The organism is Pirellulales bacterium (genome assembly GCA_019694435.1).
Lineage (GTDB): Bacteria > Planctomycetota > Planctomycetia > Pirellulales > JAEUIK01 > JAIBBZ01.
Genome location: JAIBBZ010000031.1, coordinates 1 through 19,489, shown reverse-complemented (window position 1 = coordinate 19,489; position 19,489 = coordinate 1). Strand labels below are relative to the sequence as shown.

The 19,489-nt window shown below is 66.3% G+C and carries 12 protein-coding genes and 1 tRNA gene; 9 read left to right on the top strand and 4 right to left on the bottom strand.

Annotated features, from left to right (window positions below; translation table 11 throughout):
* Window positions 1–164: 164 nt before the first annotated feature.
* The 3 genes from K1X74_18665 to K1X74_18655 form a co-directional block, all read right to left on the bottom strand.
* Window positions 165–6,623, bottom strand: a complete 6,459-nt coding sequence (locus K1X74_18665; GenBank protein MBX7168365.1) for a hypothetical protein — start codon at window positions 6,621–6,623, stop codon at window positions 165–167.
* Window positions 6,623–9,976, bottom strand: a complete 3,354-nt coding sequence (locus tag K1X74_18660; GenBank protein MBX7168364.1) for a hypothetical protein — start codon at window positions 9,974–9,976, stop codon at window positions 6,623–6,625. The genes K1X74_18665 and K1X74_18660 overlap by 1 nt, the downstream gene beginning before the upstream one ends.
* 174 nt (window positions 9,977–10,150) lie before the next feature.
* A complete protein-coding gene (locus K1X74_18655; GenBank protein MBX7168363.1) occupies window positions 10,151–10,933 on the bottom strand; it encodes an inositol monophosphatase in 783 nt (260 codons plus the stop codon).
* Window positions 10,934–11,446: 513 nt separating this feature from the next.
* Here K1X74_18655 and K1X74_18650 point away from each other — a divergent pair.
* The 5 genes from K1X74_18650 to K1X74_18630 all read left to right on the top strand — a co-directional run bounded on the left by K1X74_18650 (window position 11,447) and on the right by K1X74_18630 (window position 16,527).
* Window positions 11,447–12,097 carry a hypothetical protein gene (locus K1X74_18650; protein MBX7168362.1) on the top strand — a complete coding sequence of 217 codons (651 nt, stop codon included), beginning with the start codon at window positions 11,447–11,449 and terminating at the stop codon, window positions 12,095–12,097.
* Between the two features lie 127 nt (window positions 12,098–12,224).
* A complete protein-coding gene (locus tag K1X74_18645) occupies window positions 12,225–13,724 on the top strand; it encodes a bifunctional heptose 7-phosphate kinase/heptose 1-phosphate adenyltransferase (GenBank protein MBX7168361.1) in 1,500 nt (499 codons plus the stop codon).
* Window positions 13,725–13,770: 46 nt separating this feature from the next.
* Window positions 13,771–15,015: a glycosyltransferase family 9 protein gene (locus tag K1X74_18640; GenBank protein ID MBX7168360.1), complete on the top strand. Its 1,245-nt coding sequence runs from the start codon at window positions 13,771–13,773 to the stop codon at window positions 15,013–15,015.
* Window positions 15,016–15,142: 127 nt separating this feature from the next.
* On the top strand, window positions 15,143–15,946 hold the full coding sequence (locus tag K1X74_18635) for a ThuA domain-containing protein (protein MBX7168359.1): 804 nt from the start codon (window positions 15,143–15,145) through the stop codon (window positions 15,944–15,946).
* Window positions 15,947–16,230: 284 nt separating this feature from the next.
* Window positions 16,231–16,527, top strand: a complete 297-nt coding sequence (locus tag K1X74_18630; protein MBX7168358.1) for a hypothetical protein — start codon at window positions 16,231–16,233, stop codon at window positions 16,525–16,527.
* A 29-nt stretch (window positions 16,528–16,556) separates the two neighbouring features.
* On the opposite strand, the gene K1X74_18625 is transcribed toward K1X74_18630, so the two are convergent.
* Window positions 16,557–17,429, bottom strand: coding sequence for a hypothetical protein (locus tag K1X74_18625; GenBank protein MBX7168357.1), 873 nt, complete (start codon window positions 17,427–17,429; stop codon window positions 16,557–16,559).
* Window positions 17,430–17,769: 340 nt separating this feature from the next.
* On the opposite strand from K1X74_18625, the gene K1X74_18620 reads away from it, so the two are divergent.
* The 4 genes from K1X74_18620 (at window position 17,770) to K1X74_18605 (ending at window position 19,479) form a co-directional block, all read left to right on the top strand.
* On the top strand, window positions 17,770–18,237 hold the full coding sequence (locus tag K1X74_18620; protein ID MBX7168356.1) for a hypothetical protein: 468 nt from the start codon (window positions 17,770–17,772) through the stop codon (window positions 18,235–18,237).
* A 164-nt stretch (window positions 18,238–18,401) separates the two neighbouring features.
* Complete coding sequence (locus K1X74_18615; protein ID MBX7168355.1) at window positions 18,402–18,755, top strand: STAS domain-containing protein; 354 nt, start codon at window positions 18,402–18,404, stop codon at window positions 18,753–18,755.
* A gap of 94 nt (window positions 18,756–18,849) precedes the next feature.
* A complete protein-coding gene (locus tag K1X74_18610) occupies window positions 18,850–19,281 on the top strand; it encodes an ATP-binding protein (GenBank protein ID MBX7168354.1) in 432 nt (143 codons plus the stop codon).
* A 125-nt stretch (window positions 19,282–19,406) separates the two neighbouring features.
* Window positions 19,407–19,479, top strand: a tRNA-Asn gene (locus K1X74_18605).
* The last annotated feature ends 10 nt before the right edge of the window (window positions 19,480–19,489 follow it).

Sequence of the window (19,489 nt, the reverse complement as noted above, 5' to 3'; positions counted from 1 at the left end):
TTAGGCATCCGTTCACGCCGCCGCGGCGGCATCGGGGTTCGCGTCCCTGGCCACGACTGCGGGGGTACCGTAACAGATGCTTTTCAGCGTGTGAAGACGAGACCGCGGGCCGCCTGCTAGCAGGCGAATTTGCCGCGAAAACTTTCGCCGAATGCCGCGCGCGATCACGAACCGCTGGCCACTGAACGCATCCGTACACTGCCGCGCACGGGACGTTCCAACGGCACGCCACGCCAGGCTCGCCAGAGACCCAAGATGACGAGCACCGGGCCGATCCAAGCGGGCTGCAAAGCGGCCCACCACAGCGCGCCGACTGCAACACAAACGAGCGCCGACCAGCGCCGCGCCTGTTCAGTGAGCCATGCGAGCCCATCGCCGAACACGCACCACGCCGCAACCAGCAGCGCCAAGGCTGCGCAGAGAAATCGCGGGACAGGTGAATACGTGCCCGCTCGCGACGGCTTCATCTGCAGCGCCGGCAGCTCGCCCGCCGCTTCCCAGGACAGCGCACGTTCGTCGCTGGCCAACAGTGATGCGGCCAGTTGCTGGAAGTCGTCTTGATCCGTCGTGTTGTTGCCGGCAGGGGTCGAGAGATCGACCAGCAGGCTGGTGCGCAGCTTGGCCTGTTCCTCGTCGATGAGCCGCAGTTCGGTGGTCATGGCGGCGGTCAAGTTCGACGGCGGCGCTAGGGCCAACTGCGCCGCCACATCGGCTCGACACGCTTGCCAGCGCCGCTGCCAGGGCAGATACCACCGGGTGCGCAGCTCGGCAGGCGAATCGGCCAGCTGCGCTGCTCCCAGCTTCAACAGTTCCGTCGCGGCTTGGATGCGTAGCATCGCCGCGGGCAGGGGCCCGACCGAACGACCCGTCTTGGCCGCCGATCGGAACGCCGCCGGCGCCGTCCAAACGGTGCGTTCGACCGGCAGGTCGACGATCTGTGGCGCCAAGACCGTCGCATCCGCGGGCAATTCGCTCCGCGAGATGCGGAATTGCAATTCCAGCCGTTGCGGCAAGCGCGGAGACGCCAGCCGCAGCCGCCAACGCCGCGCGGCGACACGCTCGGGGTCGGCCGGGACTTCGGCCATTCGCCACTGCAATGCCGTACATGCCGGAGGCAATTCCACTTCGACCTGGCTCATACCGCCCGGCTCGAGATCGTAGCTCGCGATGCCGCCGATCTGGTCCAGGTCGACCTGCACCACGCGGATATCGGCAAGCCGGACGCGGGCCATGCCGTCGGCCGCCAGGGCCAGCCGCAGCGCGGCGGAAGCGTCGTCGCTGATCGCACGGTAGACGGTCGTCGCGTCGCTACCTACGGGCCCTTCCTCGAAGCCTGCCGGCAGCTCGTCGGCAGCCAGGTCGCGCAGCTCCCAACCCAGCAAGGCGGCATTGGCCTGCGTGGGTAAGCGATAGTAGCGATCGGCCTGGGCGTCGAGGCATACGATGCGCGGCGTCGTCTGCGGGCGACCGGGCGATGCCACGAGCGGTCCACGAATGCGGAACTGCCACACCTGGGCCACAGGCGCTGCCGGTTCGATCTCGAGTATCCTGCCGCCAGCGGCCGTCGTACCTGCCAGGCGCACCGTGCCTTCGGACTCGACCGCGTAGGGCCCCGTCCATTCGGCGGGCACTTCGAACTGCAGCCGGTCTACGACGCCCGCGCTGACGAGCAGTCGACCGGCGAGCGAGGCCGACCAGCGATCGTCGGCCTCGTGGTCGAGCGCGACGACCGTCGTCAATTGGGCGCTCGGCTCGTTGGCCTGTACCTTGGCTTCGAGCGTCGCCAGGTTCGGACCTGACCAGCCGCCGATCGGCTGTCCCCAGGCGGTCGGCGCACCCTCTGGCAAGGCGTCGGCTACGAATTGCCATGGCGGCAGCATCGCGACGTTGGCCAGCACGTCGTGCTGGCGAAACACGAACACGCGTCTCGGCCCGTCGGTGGCCGTGGCCAGGGCGAGCGGTTCGATGTCGCAAGTCCCCGGCGTGCCGAGCGGCAACCGGCCTCCAACGCGCAGCACCGCTGGTGTATCGATCGGCTCGCTCAGGAATACATTCAATTGTCCCGCGGCGGGCAACGACCAGCGTGCGACGTGTTCGACGTCCGGCGTACTGACGCTAACTTCGTCGATCTCGAGTTCGGCCGGCACCAAGGCTCGATATTGAAAGGGTGTTGCTTCCGCCGGAAGCAGCGTAACTTGCCAGCGAAACTCGGCCGCCGTCCGCCCCAGACGGACGCACAGGTCGTTGACTGCCGTTGCGCGCACGCGTGTCGCCCCGAGCGGCAACGACCACGTGGCGTTTGCTTCCGTCGCCCGATAAGCCAGGCTCGGCGGCAGCGCACGCTGGCCCCAGGCCGTCGCAAACTCGGCGACGGATTGTTCGATGAATCCTGCTGCCGCAGGCGCCTTCGCCTGCCACAAGTCGCCGAGCGTCACGGCGATCTGCCGCGAAACCACCGTGGCTTCGAGCGGCTGGAGTTCGGGCCAGACGAGCGTTTGTGCCTCGCCGCCTCCGCGCAGCAGAAACGTGAGGTCGACCGTCACGCGATCCGTGCACGGCTGGGCCAAATCGAGCGTCAATTCTCCGCTCGACAATCTGGCCCGCGCCACGCTCGAACTGGCCCCGGTGAAAGGGGGCAGGCTCAACGCAGGATCGACCTTCAATCGCAGCGTTCGTACGCTGCCCTGCAGTACACGGTAGCGACACCGGACGTTGGCCACGGTCGACGATGCCTGAGGCCGCAGCCAGATCATCTGCTCGACTTCTACCCGGGCGGATTCGGTCTCGGGCGGCGATTCGGGCGCGGCAGCATTCGCTTCCAGTCGCAATCGATCGGCAGGCCCCATGACCACCAACGACGCTCCCGAGGCGTTCTCTTGCACGGGGCCAATGGCCGATGTCACGCGCCAATTCGCAGCGCGATTTGCATAGGGAACAAGCCGGACCTTGGCCAGGGCAAACGGGACGGTACGTAGCTCGCCCGCTCCGGTGCCGCTGTTCGGAATCTCGAAGGGCAACTCGAAGACACTTGCACCGGCTTGAGGGATCTCAAACTCGATTTGCCTGCGCTGCACGTCCCATTGCACCTCGACAGGCCTACCGGCCAGGCGCGCGCCGTCCAATGCGGCCGGAGCCGACTCGCCGCCCCAGGGCAGCGTCACGCGTTGGCGCGGGACGAATGATTGAATCCGTACGAGCAGCCGACCCGTTGCGAAACTCGTGCTGGTTGCGTTGTCTTCCCGTGGAGCCAGTTCATAGATCACTTCCTCGATCAACCACGGATCGGCCAGACCGCTGGCACGAGCGGCCACCCGGTGCAACGCGTCGTACAGGCGGGCAGGCACCTGGTAACGATCGCCCGTCGGCTCGCGGTCGGCACCGACGGGGATCAGCACCTCGGCCCAGCGCTGCGGCGCGGCCAATTGGGCGCTGCACAATCGCGCCAGGCTCACGAACAGCAACAGCGCCGTCGAGGCGACGGCAACGGTCCCCGCGCGGCGCACGCTCGATCGTTCGACCACGCTCTGCGGAACGGATGGCCTGCTCGAAAGCATGCTGAGCAACGAGAGCAGAGTGCCCAATGCGGCGTAGCCTGCCAGATGCGCGGTCTCGCCCGGCGCGCACAGCGCCGTCAGCACTACGGTGCCGCACCACACGGCCCAAGCGCGCGGCCAGCGGAGCAACAGCGCCGCCAGGCCCAGCGCCGTGATCAGACCGGCCCAGCCCCAGGCGCGTCGCACCGAGCGATCGGTCAATTCGAATGCCAGCCGCGCCGGATCGCTGCCGCGATCTTCGTAGACGGCCCAGCCCGGGCTCGCCTCGTCGCTGCTCGCGGGCAATTGTTCCCCAAGCCGCGATTGCGCTACCCGTTCGTCCAAGGCACTCGGCGCGAGCGGTCCCCACAACCGCGCTACGATTCCCGGGCCGCGGGAAGCCGCCTGATCGACGCGGTGGCAGGCGTACCGTTCGGGCACGACGAGCGTGGTCACGTATTCGTTGCAGGATGCCTGCGACTTGGGCCAGGGAAAACTAAACCGTCCGCGATAGTCGGGGCACCGATCGGTCGACTCGGCCTCGATGACGATCGTCGCCAGCCGCTTCGCACGGGGCAATGCGACACGGAGCCGAGCAGCCGAAAAGTTGCGTGGGACGACCTCGCCATCGACGGAAACCCGCCGCACGGTCAGTTGCGCAGGAATCTCCAGGTCGAGGTCCGGCGCCCCGGCAGGGTTTTCCAGCCGGTAGGTCAAAGTGTGCCGCGCAAGGCCCGTTGGCTGCAGCCGCGAAACACACCTGCTTTGCCAGAGTTGCATCGTGTGCTGCGCAGACTGTTCCGCCTGGTTGACCACCAACAACGGCCGGCCTGTCGCCGCCAAAGCGGTTGCCGGCTCGTAGGCAAAACCGTGCGTCCAGCCGGCAGGCGATGCGTCCGCGGGCGGGTCAACGGGCGCGGCCTCGAGGTGGCATTCGCTGAGCCGCAGTCGCGCATGGGCGCCGGCGCCCAGGGCGAGCAGTCCCGATTGCTCGGTCGCTTCCGGAACACTGACCAAGGTCGGCACCAAAGGCTCGTTTCCCGCTACCTCGCGCTTGGCTCGAAACACGACCGGCACCGTTTGCGGGCGCAGCATCCGCAGTTCCCAGGCCTGCAAACCGGGACCCAAGTCGTCCAGCGGAGTGACCACCAACCCATCGGGGCCGGCCGCTTCGCACGTCCATTGCCAGTCGTAACCGTCGGTCGCTTGGACGACGATCCGGTCGAGCGGCCCCTCTTCCGGTACGCAACGAATCGACAATGATTCGAGCCAAGTCTGTCGTTCGGCCCAAATCTCATTCCGGCATGCGGCGCGGTACCGCGACCGCTGGCGGGCCATGTCGATCTTGCGGCTGCGGCCCGACTCAAGCAGATCGAACAGCAACCCATCCGTATCGGTCGACAGGAGTTGTTGCGCTGTCTCTCCCAAATCAGCGCGCGTGACGTTGGACCGGTCGCCGCCCGCTTCGATGCGCATAGGTGGTTGGGCTCGGACGTGCAGCCAGTGCTCGCGGATCTGAACGTCGCGATACCGCAGCCATTTCGCTTCTGCCAGCCGCAGCGACGTGCGGCCCGACAAATCCACGCTGCTGGTGCCCTCGACGGTGAGCTGTACCGATCTCGCGTTGGCGAGCGCGCTGTTCAGTCGCACGACCAGGCGTGCACCGGTCGCGTCGTCGGTCTCCATCTGCCAACCGGCCAAAGCCTCGGTCGGCGACGCCTCGACCGCGGAAACCGTCCAGCCCGGCTGGACGTCGGCTTCGAGACGCGTGCGTTCGCCCTCGCTACCGTGGAAGCGACCGACGATACGGGCCCGCAATGTCGGCCCGATTTCCCAATGCGTGACGAGTTCTGCCGCAGCGCGCGCTAGTGCGCGCTGAATCACGAGATGGATGCTCGCCTCGGGGTCGGTCCGCTCGAATTCGAAGGTCTCCCCTGGACTGTCTCCGGCAACGCGGCTGAATTTCGATTGCCGATAGCCCGGCGCCGAAAGCTCGCTCACCACCAGCGGCGCCGGCACGACCAAGGCCACGCGGTGCGACCCGTGAGTGACGTCGGCCAATTCGAACCGCGGCAACGAAAACTCAGTGCCTTCTGGCCAAGGCGCCACCGCGATCACCTGCAACGATACCGTGTCGAAAGTCGTCTCTGGCAATTGCACCACGAAGCGCTGGAGGGACGAGTTTCCTTCGCCGTCGGGCGCCCAAGGCAAGGGCTGGCCGCGCAACGATACCGAAATCACCTGCAGCGGCCGGGCCAGTGCAACGCGCACGCGATCGGTGCCGGCCGAACTAGGCCCGATCGTGAGCGACGCACTGGCCTCGAGTCCTTGCGGCAAGATTCGATAGGCGATCGATTGACGTAGTTCGGCTGACGCATCGACCGGCAACGAACTGCCGCGCCGCATCGTGCGCACCTCGAAGGTGGTCGTGCCGCCCAGGTCGGCCTGCCACAGGCCGCTGTCGGCCGCCGGCGATTCCCAGACGCCCTGGTTGCACGCCGCCTGGATGTCGGCAGGAAGACGCAGTTGCAAACGGCTGCGCGCCGCGGCCGGCAGCTCGCAGCGCCACAAGGCGACGGACGCTCCCCCATGCACCTGCCGCCGCACGAGATCGAGCTCGAGCTGCCCCGACTTTTCGACGAAGACGATCAATTGACCCGCGGCATTCATCGCCAGGCGAACGGGCTGCGCGGGAGTGCCCTGCCACCGTCCGCCGACGACGGCAAAATTGCAGGGATGCAAACCGAGCCAGCCGGGCTCGGTCCCGTGCATCTCGACGGCGAACCGCCCTTGACCAACGAGCGATTGATCGTCGGCCGTCAGTTCGTATTCGGCCGATTGGAGCCGCGCGACTTCGATCGGGAGTCCTGCGCCGGCGCGCTCTGCAAGATCGACCAGGCGTTCGAACTCTGCGGGCGCGACGGGAAAATAGGCTTCGGCCGCCAAGGGCCAATCGTCGACCCGGTCGGCAGGCACATACGCCCGGCGAAATTCGAGCGCCGCCTGCTGCGGTTCGGCGGCCTCGGCCGACAAGCAGATCAAGGCAGCCGTGCACGCAGCCAGCGTGACCATCCTGTGCGCGGTACGCATCACGGCTGCTCGCTGGTTTGCATGGCAATCGGCAGCGGCGCCGGCTCCGTCGTCGAAGGCACACCGCTCCGGGACGCACGCTGACGTGCCGTCGAGCCCAACTCGACGATCGAGCTGCCGCCGCGGCTGCGCGGCAGAGTCGGGGGCCGTTGCCGCCGCAAAGTCCATTGCCGCAAGAGCGCGGCCACCAAGGCCAGCGCGATACCCGCCAGCGCAGACTGCGCGAACAGCACGGCAGGCTCCGGCGCCAGGCCCGCAACACAGGCCAGCGCGATTCCCAACACCAGAAACATGGCCGGTTGGCGCAAGGCCGACCAATAGATCATCCACAAGCCCAGGGCCAAGGCCGGCCCGGCGGCCAAGAGCAGCAAGGTTCGGCGTTCGACGGTTGCCAGCGATGCCTCGTCAGGCATTCCCGCGGCGCTGAGCAGATAGCGCTGTGCACCCGGCGGCAGTGCCGCCCGCTGCTCGACACCGATCCAGTCCTCGAGTTGACGCGTCGAGAGCGTTGGCTGCCTGCCCCATCCGGCACCTTGCCAGGCCCATCGAAACTCGCCGTAGAGACCCGTTGGCGTTTGCAGCAAATGGGTACCCGGCGCGAGCACGACTTCCCAAAACATGCGCCGCACCCACGCTCCCCCGGCGATCCGTGGCGCGACGAGCACGGGCTGTTTCGGACCGTTGGGCAGGCGATAGTCGAATTCGAGGCGATGACGCCCATCGGCAGCGGCCGGCAGCGCAAACTGCAAGCGCCCGTCGGCCATCACGGTCGGCGCCACGCGGCGCCCGTCGACGGCAAACTCGCAGCTCGCCAAGGGCACACCCGTGGGCAATTCCAGGATGAATTCAGGCTCTGCGCTGGCGAGCAAGTAGGCTGCGCGATATTGCGCATCGCGCGGGCCATGCCACGACTGAATCCAAGCCCGCTCGACCAGCGTGCCGCCAAACGGGGCGCGGTCCTCGAGGCTGAGGGCCATGCGCAGCTCGTGCACCGGCTTGGCAGCGGCCAGCAACAATTCATCGCGCCGCAACACAGCACCCGGTGGGTTGGTCCACTCGTCGTACCGCGGCAGCGCGCGCAGCCCGGGGCGCGTCACGACGCGCAGCTCGCAGCGCGAAAACACGTCGTCGGCCGGCATGACCAAGGGCCAACCGCGCGCCACGGTCGTACCCGACGGCAGCGGATCTTCACTCGAGCTGAACCGCGTTCGCAGGTTGAGGCTGCCGATTGTCGGCTTGCCCAGCGGCACTCGCAGGCGCGCGATGCCGGCGTCCTGCAGCTCGTCTCCGGGTAGTACGGTCGGCTTCGTCGGCTTGTCATCCAGCAGAAACTCAAGCGCCGGCGAGTCGACCATGGCGCGTGGCACGAGCACGATGACGCTTTCGACGGGCTCGTACGCGATTTGATAGGCGAGAGTCTGTTCGATCAGGGCGCCGTCGTCCCGCAGTTCGACTTGCCCGGTCACCTGGGCCCGGACTCGCCCCGGTTCGACGCGATAGTCGGCCGCGAACACCAAATCGCCCGGTTCGCCGCGATAGGTCAGCGGCTCCTGCGATCGTCGCGGCAAATCGGCCGGCAACGTGACTGCCTGGCGATTGAGCCCGACGCACGAGGCGGTGCGTTCAACCAGGGTCACATTGTCGGCGGGCAATACATACACGGTCGCGGCGCCCTGCGCGTTGGCCCGCGGTCGCGGCAACGAAATCTGGAGCTGCTGCGTATCGGGCGAAAGCGAACGATGCGCACGCACGGCCAGTTGCAATTCGCCAACGGCCGGCTGCAACAATGGCAGCGACAGCGGCATCCGCTGCTCAGGCACCAGGCCATTGAGGTCGACCAGCGACGCCGGCCCCACTTCGTCGATCTCCCAATCGGGCATTTCGACGTCGAGCGCAAAGGCCTTGGCGCCGCGCACTGTGTAGCGAAGCCTCGCTTCGAGCCGCACCCGGTCGGCGTCGACGAGCACGATGTACTCCGGTTCGACGGCCAGGCGCGTTTCGCGCGGCACGACGCGAGCCAGCAGCGAGGCAGGTTGGCTGAGGTACTCGAATCCGGCCAACAGTTCGGGTTTACGCAGCTCGGCGGGCAGCGTTTCGACCTGGCGCACGCCGCGCCGGGCGCCCCAGACGATTTGCCAGTCGCCGACGACCTGAATCGTCATGAAGCCGGTCTGCCGGGCCGCGCCCACAACTTCGAAGCCAGCCAGTTCGAGCCAGTTTTCTCCGGTCACAGGGGTATAAGCTCGCTGCGTGATCAGCCGCACTTCGACCGGACCGGGCGTGGGCTGCGGCAGCTTGATTTGGACCGTGTCGGCCAACGGCACGTCGCCCGGCCCCAGGCCCGCCTCGATCACGGTGTAATCCTGTCGCGGACCCGTGATCAGGTCAGCGCCCGGCGGCAACTGGATCTCGATCGTTTGCAGCGGGACGTTGCCCAGGCTGCTGACGGCCAACAAGGCCTCACTCGTGACGGTGCGCCCGTCGATGCTCAACTGGACGGTGCCGCTCGCCTGGAGCACCGCAGGCACGGCGGCGGCCTGAGTCTCGGGAGCGCGCCAGGCCAACTCAAACTCCGGCGTCAGCCCCGCGATGTCGAGAAGCGTACCCGTTTCGTTCGTCGTTTGATCGACGAGCACCGCGCCGGTGCTCAGTGTGGTTTGGGCAGCGGCAACGGCCGCTTGAAATCGCAGCCTGGCCGGCTCGGCTTGAGGCAGTTGCAGCTTGAGCCGGGATTCTTCGCCGATTCGCGCAATGGCCACGCGCATGGAAAATGCGATCCGGTGGATTTGTGCGGCGTCGCCGCGCAGCCAGACGACGTAGCCCTCGTCCTGTTCCTGGGGCGCCGCCGCCCGCTGGTAGTCCAGGAAGAATTCGCCTTCGCCTTCGTATTGCGGCGCGTCGATCAGCGCCGCGCCGGGCATCCCCAACGCCACGCGCGTCCAGCCTTCGCTGGCCGCTTTGACGATGGCTACAATTTCGAGGGCCGCATGGCCGGGCTGCTCGCTGCCCTCGATCGAAAGTTCGAGCGAGTATTTCGGCCGAGCGGCGCTGCCTGCCTCGGCTTCGCGGAGAGCCAACAACTCCTGGAAATCGGCCAACGGAAAATTCAACACGGGCTGGAGCTTGCCCGTTTCGTCCGGCAGGTAAAAGACCGATGGCTGACGCTCGGCAACGGGCGCGGGCTGGACCGCCTGCGACTCGCCAGGCGGCGAAGCAACCGTCGTTGGGCTGACAGGGGGCAGCGGTGGCGCGGACTCGGGCGGTTGCTGAGCAAGGCCAACCGGGTTGGCCAGCAGCAGAAGCAACAGCGCCGCCAGGAGCCCGCGCTCGGCCCCCTTGCGTCGTGATGTCATGGGAAAAGACGACCGCCAATATCGCGCAAGCAGGCGGCGCAAGACGGGATTGATACGCCGAATGTTCCGACCAGATTTAGTCTAACTAGCCTTGACGGGGGCACCAAGTTTCAGAGCTCCCCCTGCTCGGGGCAGCACGACCCGAGATGCGACGCGATGCACGCTGCAAGTGCTTTATGCTGTTCGCGTTGCGGCCAGAATCGCCTGCAGTTCGGCTCGTAGCGGCTCGCTCGAAGCGGCAATGAATCGGGGACGAGCCAGATCGACCGGGCCGCCGTCGAGCTCCGTGATCACGGCTCCGGCCTGTCGGGCGATGAGAAAACCTGCGGCGATGTCCCAGGGCTGGTTGCTAATGGCCCAGTAGGCGTCCAGGTTGCCGCTCGCCACGTGGCACAGGTTCAAGGCCGCCGAGCCCAGGCGGCGAATCGTCTGGCAATGGCACGTTACCGCGACAAAATCCCGCATTTCCTGATGGTCAGGGCTGAGCCGCGCGGCAAGGCTCGCGGCCACCATGGCATCGTCCATGCGAGTGCAACGGCTGACCTGGAGCGTTTCGCCGTTGCGGTGCGCGGGTTGACCGGCGGCCGCAGAGAACATGTGGTCGATCACCGGGTCGTAAACCGCGCCCGCGAGAAGCTCGCCCTGGCACTCAAGAGCCACCGATACGCTGTAGTAAGCCAGGCCGTGGACGTAATTCGATGTTCCGTCCAAGGGATCGACGATCCACCGAAAGCCCTCGGGACCGGCCGGGATGCCGCCGCCCTCTTCGCCGAGAAACCCGTGGCTGGGAAACGCCTTGAGCACGATTTCGCGAATCGTTTCCTGCGACGCCAGGTCGGCTTCGGTAACCAGATCGGCAGGGCCTTTTTCGCGGACGGCGAAGCGGCCGGCCCAATCTCGGAGCACCTGGCCACCGGCCCGGGCAGCGGTTTCACAAACCTCGAGATAGTCGGCCATGGCTCGCTCCTTCCTTCCCAAAGGCACACGCGGGCAACTCAAAGACCGCCGATTATAGGCCGCGCCCGCCGCACCGAAACGGCTCTTGCCGGCAGCAGAACCGGGGTTCAGAAACGAGCCCGCGAGACACCGATTCTCGACGTAGACCCCGCCGGTTCAGTTTTTTGACAAATCTTCTGGACACCGCTGGTGGGGCTGGTAAGATGCGATTCGTTAGCTAAGGGACGCTGAGCAAGCAATAAGTTCCTGTCGCGAACGAAAGCTTCTCAGGCACCCGTCATCATCCTGTCCCGGCTAGCGGATCATTTTTTCGGCCTCTTCTCTGTTCCGGCCCCGCCGTTTCGCCTGACCGCGGACGGCGGGGTTTTTTGTTTTTCGACGGGGCAATCCGCGATGACGTCGGCTGCCGCAAACCCACCGATCGCCGCTAGTTGGCAAAGGGAATCTGGCGTCGCACTGCTTCGCGCAGGGCAAGTCGCCGCGGAAATCACCCTCGCACAACCAGGGCTTGGCTTGCAGCGGTGGCGCGTCGCCGGGATCTCGTGCGACGATCTGAAATTGCTCGGCGTCCTAATCGACGCGAAAGCGGATGCCTTGGTCCCCCAGAGCGACTGCTTCACGCGCGACGGCGATCTGGTGACGACGTTCGATCCGACCGAGGCGCGTCCGGCCCGAGTGCAGATCTACTGGCGCTGGGGACAAGCGCCGTGTGTGCCCGAGGCGGCGCTGGCAGTCATCGATCTCCAGGTCTCGACGCAAACCGATTTGCTGGATAGCTGGCCCGCGCTGGCCACACGCAGCGTGATCGCGTCGAACACTGTTGAGCAGCTCACTGCGACCGGCCAGTGGCAGCGCTGGACGACGGGAATCCCGCTCACCGCGATGCCCGTGGCCTTCGAAATCGAAGCGGGCCAGACCAAGCTGCGCTACGTCGAGATGCTGCATCCGGACGATGCGCGAGAGTTCGCCGATCCGACGTCGTGCTGCACACTTGGCACCGGCGGCTGGGTGCTACAGCACCGCTTGTTTGGCGAGCGGCTGGAAAAAGGGGTCATCCGCCGTGCGCGGGTCCGAGGACTGTTTCTGCCGGCCAATCTAGATGCCCGAGTCGTCTTGTCCGCCTATCAGGCTTGGGCCGATTTTGCACCGCCGCTGACCGCCTAACGGCGCGGTTTGTAGCAGCGGGTGGCCGCTTTCGGGCGCTATCTCCAGTGTTGGGCGGCTATACTGAAGTCCGGTCCTTCGTGCTTACGTGTCCGCACCCGTCTCGGTCCGAATCGCCGCTGTCGTCATGTCGCAAGATCTGATCTCGGTGCTCGAACGCGCGCAGCGACCCCGGATCCTCGTCGTCGGCGACGTCATCCTCGATCGATATGTCTGGGGCAACGTCGACCGCATCAGCCCCGAGGCACCCATTCCGCTGCTGCGCGTCGATCGCCACGAACAGCGACTGGGCGGGGCAGGTAGCGTCGTCTCGATGCTGGCGGCCCTCGATTGCGACGTACGCCTGGCGGCGATTGTGGGCACCGACGAGCACGCCACGCGCATTGGCGAGCTGCTCGCGGCGGCGCAAGTCGACGCAACGGCCATCTTGCCCGACCCCGGGCGCCCGACGACGGTCAAAGAGCGCTTTCTGGGGCGGGCACAAAGCCGCCATCCGCAACAGATTATCCGTATCGACTACGAAGCCGATCACCCATTGTCCCACGACCTGCGCGAAGCCCTGTTCGCGCGCATCGTTGCACAGCTCGACCAGGTCGAGCTGGTGCTGGTGAGCGATTACAACAAGGGGGTCTGCTCGGGCGACATGGTCCCGCGCATCGTCGCCGAAGCACGGCGGCGGGGCCTGGCGGTCGTGGCCGACCCGATTCGTGGTGGCGACTATCGGCGCTATGCCGGTTGCGCCTGCATCACACCCAATCGGCTCGAGGCCAGCCTGGCCACTGGGCGGACGATCGGCACGCCCGAGGAAGGACTCGCGGCCGCCGCGGCGTTGCTCGATTTCGGCGTGGAGTCGGCCATCGTCACGCTCGACCGCGACGGCATGGCCTGGGCCACGCGGACCGGCGAGCGCGGCCTGGCCCCATGTCGCCCTCGCGAGGTGTACGACATCACCGGCGCCGGCGACATGGTCCTGTCGGTGATCGGCTTCTGCCTGTCCTTCGGCTTACCGCACGCCCAGGTCGTCGAACTGGCGAATCTGGCCGGCGGCCTGGAGGTCGAACGTCTGGGCGTGGTCCCGCTTTCGCGCGAAGACCTCATGCGCGAGCTGCGCGGCGGCGACTATCCCGGACGGCGCAAAATCGTCAGTCTCGAGGAGCTGCTGCCCCAGTTGTCGCGCCGCAAGCAAGCCGGGCATCGCATCGTGATGACCAACGGGTGTTTCGACCTGATTCACCCCGGCCATGTGGGCCTGCTGCGCGAGGCGCGCAAGCTCGGCGACTGCCTGGTCGTCGGCCTGAACAGCGACGTCAGCGTTCGCCAGCTCAAGGGCTCGCACCGCCCGATCATCGACGAGCGTGGCCGGGCCGAGATGCTGGCGGCGCTGGAAACCGTCGATTTCGTCGTGTTGTTCGACGAAGTCAGCGTCGAGCCCCTGATCGGGCGAATCCTGCCCGACGTGCTCGTCAAGGCGGCACAATACGAGCTGGCGGAAGTCGTGGGCCACGAGCTGGTCCAGGCTCATGGCGGCCAGGTGATCCGCGTGCCGATGCAAGGCGACTACTCGACGAGCGGGCTGATCGAGCGGATCCTGGAAAAGCCCGGCACGACCGCGGGCCGTGCGTCTTGACGCGGCCGGTCGCACGAACCATGGTCGGGCGCGCGAGGGCCCCGCATTGAACGAAAAGACCAGCCGCACGCTCGATATCTGGATCGGCATCCCCCTGTGCTGGATGCTGACGCTGCTGCTGCGCCTGAGCCGGCTGTTGCGCGGCCGTCGTACGACGGCTGCCCCGCGCAAGATCGTATTCATCAAGCTGGCGGAAATGGGGGCGATCGTGCTGACGATGCCCGCCTTCGAGGCCGCTGCCCGGCGCGTGGGCCGCGAAAACCTGTTCTGCTTGATGCTCGCGGGCAATCGCGAGATCCACGACCTGCTCGGGTTCTTTCGCGGGGAGAACCTGATCACTATTCGGGACCGAAATCTCTGGACGTTCGCCGTCGATGTGCTGGCCTTTCTCAAACGGTGCCGTCGAGAGGACATCGATTGCGTCATCGATCTCGAGGGGTTTTCGCGCATCTCCGCAATTCTCGCGGGACTCTCGGGCGCGAAGGTGCGCGTGGGACTCGACCGCTATACGACCGAGGGGCTGTACCGCGGCGATCTGTTGACCCATCGCGTGGCGTGCAACTACTACAACCACGCCAGCGCACAGTTTCTGACGCTAGTCGAGGCCCTGGACGCGCCGGCCGGGCAGGTCCCGCTGCTGAAGCGTGCCATCCGTCTGGACAAATATCGCTTGCCGCTGTTCCAGCCTTCAGCGGCCGAAGTGGCCGACATGCGGCAGTTGCTGGCGAGCCGCTGCGGAGCTGGGGCCGCCGGGCCGCTGGTGATCTTGAATTGCAACCTGATCGACCTCTTGCCGCTGCGGCGCTGGCCCCGCGAGCGATTTCTCGAACTCGGACGTCGCGTGCTGGACCTGTCGCCGCAGGCCACGATCCTGCTGACCGGCTTGAAAACCGAGCGGACGGCTTCCGAAGCGCTGGCCCGCGAGATTTCGCCGACGCAATGCTTCTCGCTCGCCGGCGACACGACGCTCCGTAGCCTGGTCACGTTGTTCACGCTGGCCGACGTGCTCGTCACCAGCGATTGTGGGCCCGGTCACATGGCTGCCTTGACCGACATCCCGATCGTTTCGATCTTCGGGCCCGAAACTCCGCAGCTGTACTCGCCGTTGACACCGCACAACCACTCGCTGTGGTCCGGGCTGGCGTGCAGCCCCTGCCTGCACGCGTTCAATCACCGCAGTTCGCCCTGCCGCGACAACGTCTGCATGCGCGAGGTGACGGTCGACGAGGTGTTGCGTCTGACCTTGCAGGTTTGCCCGGCCTTGAGTCGCCCGGCAATCGAGAGCCCTTGAAGCGCCGCTGGACGCTCCCACAGGCATGCCACCGGCCGTTCGCCGAGCAAGGTTTGGCGTCGGCCGCGAAGGGCGACATACTGGGGGGTACTTTCGGCCCTAGGATTGTTGCAGAGACCCTGGCTCGATGTCTGAACAGGTGGCTGCCCGCGAAGTACATTCCGCACCTGGCCCTCGGCGCCGGAGCGAGTTGGCCGCCGCACGATTGCCCGTCGATCCCAACGCGACCGCCGAACCGCTGACCCTGTGCCTGGTCGCCAGCAAGAAGGACCACGGTCCGGGCGAACACGAGTATCCGACCTGGCAGGCACAGTGGCGTGAACTACTCGGCCAAGCTCCCCGGGTCGCGATTCGCACTCCTTTCGACTGGCCGTCGTCGGACGACTGGCGGCAGTCGCAGGTGATGATCTGGTACTTCTGGCATCATCATTGGAGCGACCAGGACTACGCCGAACTCGACGCTCACCTCGGGCGAGGCGGAGGTGTCGTGGCGATTCACGCAGGTCTCGTCGAAGACCGTGCACCGCAGCGGCTGGCCGAACGATTTGGCCTCGCCGGACAGCGTCCGCGTCTGCAATTCCGCCATGGCCCAGCCGAACTCAAGGCGACCGCGGCCGCACAGGGCTCCTTTTTCCACGGCCTGCCCCGACTTGAGTTGGTCGACGAAACTTACTGGGACTTCGACGGCGATCCGGGCCGGGTGAACGTCCTGGCGACGGCCGATGAACTCGGCCAAGCCCGACCGCAAATCTGGACCCACGAGGCCGGCCCTGGCCGGGTCTTCTGTACGACGCCGGGGCATTTCCTGCGGACCTTCGGCGATCCGCTTTACCGGCTGGTCTTGCTGCGCGGAATCGCCTGGGCGGGGCGACAGCCGCTGGCGCGTTTCGAGCCCTTGGCCGAGATCGGCGCCGGGCTCATCGACGACTGAGGGGCGTAGCGACGGTTAATCGAGCTACAAGGTCCCGCGCCGCGCGGTTGCACTTCTCCGCAGATTCGACTTTCCGGCCACGATCTGCACGACCGTCGTACGGGGCCCGCTCGGGCGAATTGCAAGCTCGTCCCGCGCGTGTTCGCTGAAGAGTGCGAAGCGCGCCGCTCGATACTACCAAGCGACATCACGGGTCCGCACGGCGGCGGCCACCCAGTCGACCACAGCCTGTGTCGAGCGAGGTTGCATTACACACGGGCCCTGCGGTTGCTGGAGCAATTGCGGTGGAGATCAATCGGAATCAGTATTTCCTCGTCGGCATCGTCCTGCTGCTGCTGGGCATCCAGTTCCGCATGGTCGATACCTACGTACTCAACGAGCAGGCGAGCAGGGTCTTGGCCAAGGCCAAAGGGTCCAGCAGCTCGAGTATCTCCGAGCGGACCGTCTCGTTCTTGCCCAGCCTGGGTCCGGTCGCGCCGCGCAAGTCGATTACGCCGCCCGAGTGGCTCGGCTGGTGCATCGGATCGATCGGGGCGGTGCTGATCTTGCACAGCCTGGCAATGCCGAAACCCGCCGGATAGCCGGCGGGGGAGTGGTCTTAGGCCCCCGTTCAACGGGCATGTGACGACCGCTTGCGCGTCGTTCCGCCGGCAGACTCGCTCGGCAAGAACCGCGAACCGGTCCACTGCTGGAGACGATCGCGGAAGGCGCTATACGGGCGCAACCGTACGTCGGTGGCCGTGGCCTCGAACACCCCCGACCCCGGCGAGCTGAACCGCACGCGAATCAGGCCGCGCGGCGCCACGGCCACGTCGAACTCGGGCTGTACGCCTTGATAGGGAAGTTCGACGAACAGTCCCTCGGGACCAAACTGTTCGGCGGCGACGCCAACCGACCAATGGGCAAAGCGGTCCAGGCTCGCGGCGTAGCGCCGGGTCAGATCGCGAAAGCCATACAAATCGATTTCGAGCGTCCCGCTCGCGGCCGTCGGGCGACCCCAGCGATCGGCCGCCGTAAATTGCACGACAAGGCCGTCGACCGCCACGTCGGCGTCCCAATTGGCGGCAAACGCGTCGACGTAAACACTGCGTACCGGTAGCTGCACGTCGAACCATGCAGCCGCGGGTTCAACCTGCGTCGACGGTTCGGAATTTGACGCAGGTTCCGTGCTCCGCCACAACAGCCGCCGGGTGGGGGCCGTCGCCTGGGCAACGATTTGTTCTCGGGCCAGCACCTGTCCCGCTTGGCGTACTTCGACGACCGACAGCCAGGGGATCGATTGCGTCCACTGATGGCGTGCGCCTTCGGTGCGCAGCCAAAGCCGTTCTGTGTCCGTGCGGCTATCGACCTCGCCCTGAGCCGTGCGGCCGTCGCGCAGCACGACCTGCACTTCCGCCGCGACCGAACGGCTCGCTCCTCCGAGCAGCGGCACGACCGCGAGCAGCGCCAGGCAACTGGCGATCGATACACAGGTTCGAGACATGGGACACCCTGATGAACGGAATGCGTCCAACGGGCAAAGTCCGTTCCGCGCTCGGCGCCGCGCGTAGTGATCTGCGCGTAAACGGTGGCCGAATTTCATCTTCCGCACGAAGAACAGTCGCCGCAAGCGGCGCGCTCGCCGGATCCTCACGAGGCGAGAACTCGACGGCATGTTGCCCAAAGACGACGTGCCGCCTGGGTCTTGTCTGGTGGCGGTTGTGCCGGACGTACGGCGCCGGCCGTAAGAGCGTGAGTTTGGCGCGCGGACTGGCCGAATTAGCCACTGACCAACCCCGCCGCCGCAATCGCCGCGCGCGCTCGCCCTCGCCCAGGCGCAATCCATGTTCGACTCGACCTACCGCGGGTCCGGCCGCCGTCGTCTCACGGCCGGGCTGGCCGTCGTGATGCTTTCCTGGTTGGCCCAAGCCAGCGCCGAATACCCTGCGGGGCGCGGCGACCGGATGGGTACCGATCGCCTCGACGCCCGCCAGCGCGATAGCCAAAGGGCCCTCGAACGATCCGAAGCGCCTCTCACCCGCGAAGGCTCTCAGGTCGACGACATCCGGGGCAATTTTCGCCACGTTGGCGAGCGGCTGGTCTTTCAGCCACAGGATGAAATCCGGCCGCTGGTCATCCTGGAAAACCTCAACGCCGAACGGGTCACCAAGACCCTGCAGGAAGCGGGCAAATCGAGCCTTCCCTGGAGCGTCTCGGGGACCGTGACGGAGTTTCGTGGCGACAACTACCTGCTGCTTTCGCGTGCCGTGCTCAAATCCGGCCCCGCGGGTTCGGCGCGGGCCGCGCGGTAGTTCGCCCCAAGGCAAGAGTGTGCCCGGCGCTTGACACCCCCGGCTTGGCGGAATAACACTCTCCCCAAGGGCTTGCGGCGACGACTGGTCGGGGCAACGGGTTGCATCCCGGCGAAGCGGCCCCTGCGGCCACACCCTCGGCATAGCGTGCAGGAGAGCGGTACATGAGTGTGCATCGGCGCTTGGATGTATCCGAAGTGGGCGACGTGGCCGTCGTGCACTTCGTCGATCGCAAGATTCTCGACGAACAAAACATTCAAGACCTGGGTCTCGAATTGTTTCAGCTCGTCGAGACCGAGAACCGCAAGAAGATCCTGTTGAATTTCAACACGGTCGATTTCCTGTCGAGCGCCGCGCTCGGCAAGCTCATCACCCTCGACAAGAAGGTCAAGGCCCACGGCGGGACCTTGAAGCTTTGCAATATCCGCCCGGAAATCTACGAGGTCTTCGCGATCACCAAGTTGAACAAGATGTTCGACATCCGCGAGGACGAGGCCGAAGCCCTGGAGGCGTTCTGACGGCACACTTCCTGCGGGCGGCGCGGCTGCTCACGTCTCCGCCCGTGCGATCTCCGGCGACTTTTCGAGGCTGCCCAGCGTGGCGAACCCGTCGATGCCCAACCAAGGTTGGCTTTATCACGACCAGCGGGTCATTCCCAGTGATCCGCAGGCCGGCAAGCAGGTGCTCGACGCCCTCCTGGCGGCGCTATCGCGCCACGAGTGGGTCGAGCGCGATATCTTCAGCGTCCACCTCGCCATGGAAGAGGCCCTGGTCAACGCCATCCGCCACGGCAACGGCGGCGATCCGAGCAAGCAGGTCCAGGTCGAGTGCCGCGTCGCCGTCGACCACTGCTGGATTCGCATCTGCGACGAAGGCCCGGGATTCGACCCCGATCAGGTGCCCGACCCAACCTCTGACGAGCGGATCGACGTGCCCTCGGGCCGGGGAATCATGCTGATGCGCAACTTCATGACCCGCGTCGAGTACGACGGGCGTGGCAACTGCGTGGTGATGGAAAAACGCCGCGAATCGGCGTCCGAGTGACGCGCCGCGGACCTCGCCCTCGGCCCCGCGCCGCCGTGCGGTCGCCTTGCTGGCCCGCACAGGCTGCGATACCATACGAGGCTTGGAAGTGCCCGCCGGGGGATCACCCTGGCGGCCTGCCGGATTCCCCGATAGCTCAGTTGGTAGAGCAAGCGGCTGTTAACCGCTAGGTCCAAGGTTCGAGTCCTTGTCGGGGAGCTTTCTGGAC

Bases quoted from the DNA above. Each gene is read 5' to 3' on its own strand.
- K1X74_18665 (MBX7168365.1), bottom strand. From the start codon at position 6,623: ATGCGTACCGCGCACAGGATGGTCACGCTGGCTGCGTGCACGGCTGCC.
- K1X74_18660 (MBX7168364.1), bottom strand. From the start codon at position 9,976: ATGACATCACGACGCAAGGGGGCCGAGCGCGGGCTCCTGGCGGCGCTG.
- K1X74_18655 (MBX7168363.1), bottom strand. From the start codon at position 10,933: ATGGCCGACTATCTCGAGGTTTGTGAAACCGCTGCCCGGGCCGGTGGC.
- K1X74_18645 (MBX7168361.1), top strand. From the start codon at position 12,225: ATGTCGCAAGATCTGATCTCGGTGCTCGAACGCGCGCAGCGACCCCGG.
- K1X74_18635 (MBX7168359.1), top strand. From the start codon at position 15,143: ATGTCTGAACAGGTGGCTGCCCGCGAAGTACATTCCGCACCTGGCCCT.
- K1X74_18625 (MBX7168357.1), bottom strand. From the start codon at position 17,429: ATGTCTCGAACCTGTGTATCGATCGCCAGTTGCCTGGCGCTGCTCGCG.
- K1X74_18620 (MBX7168356.1), top strand. From the start codon at position 17,770: ATGTTCGACTCGACCTACCGCGGGTCCGGCCGCCGTCGTCTCACGGCC.
- K1X74_18615 (MBX7168355.1), top strand. From the start codon at position 18,402: ATGAGTGTGCATCGGCGCTTGGATGTATCCGAAGTGGGCGACGTGGCC.
- K1X74_18610 (MBX7168354.1), top strand. From the start codon at position 18,850: ATGCCCAACCAAGGTTGGCTTTATCACGACCAGCGGGTCATTCCCAGT.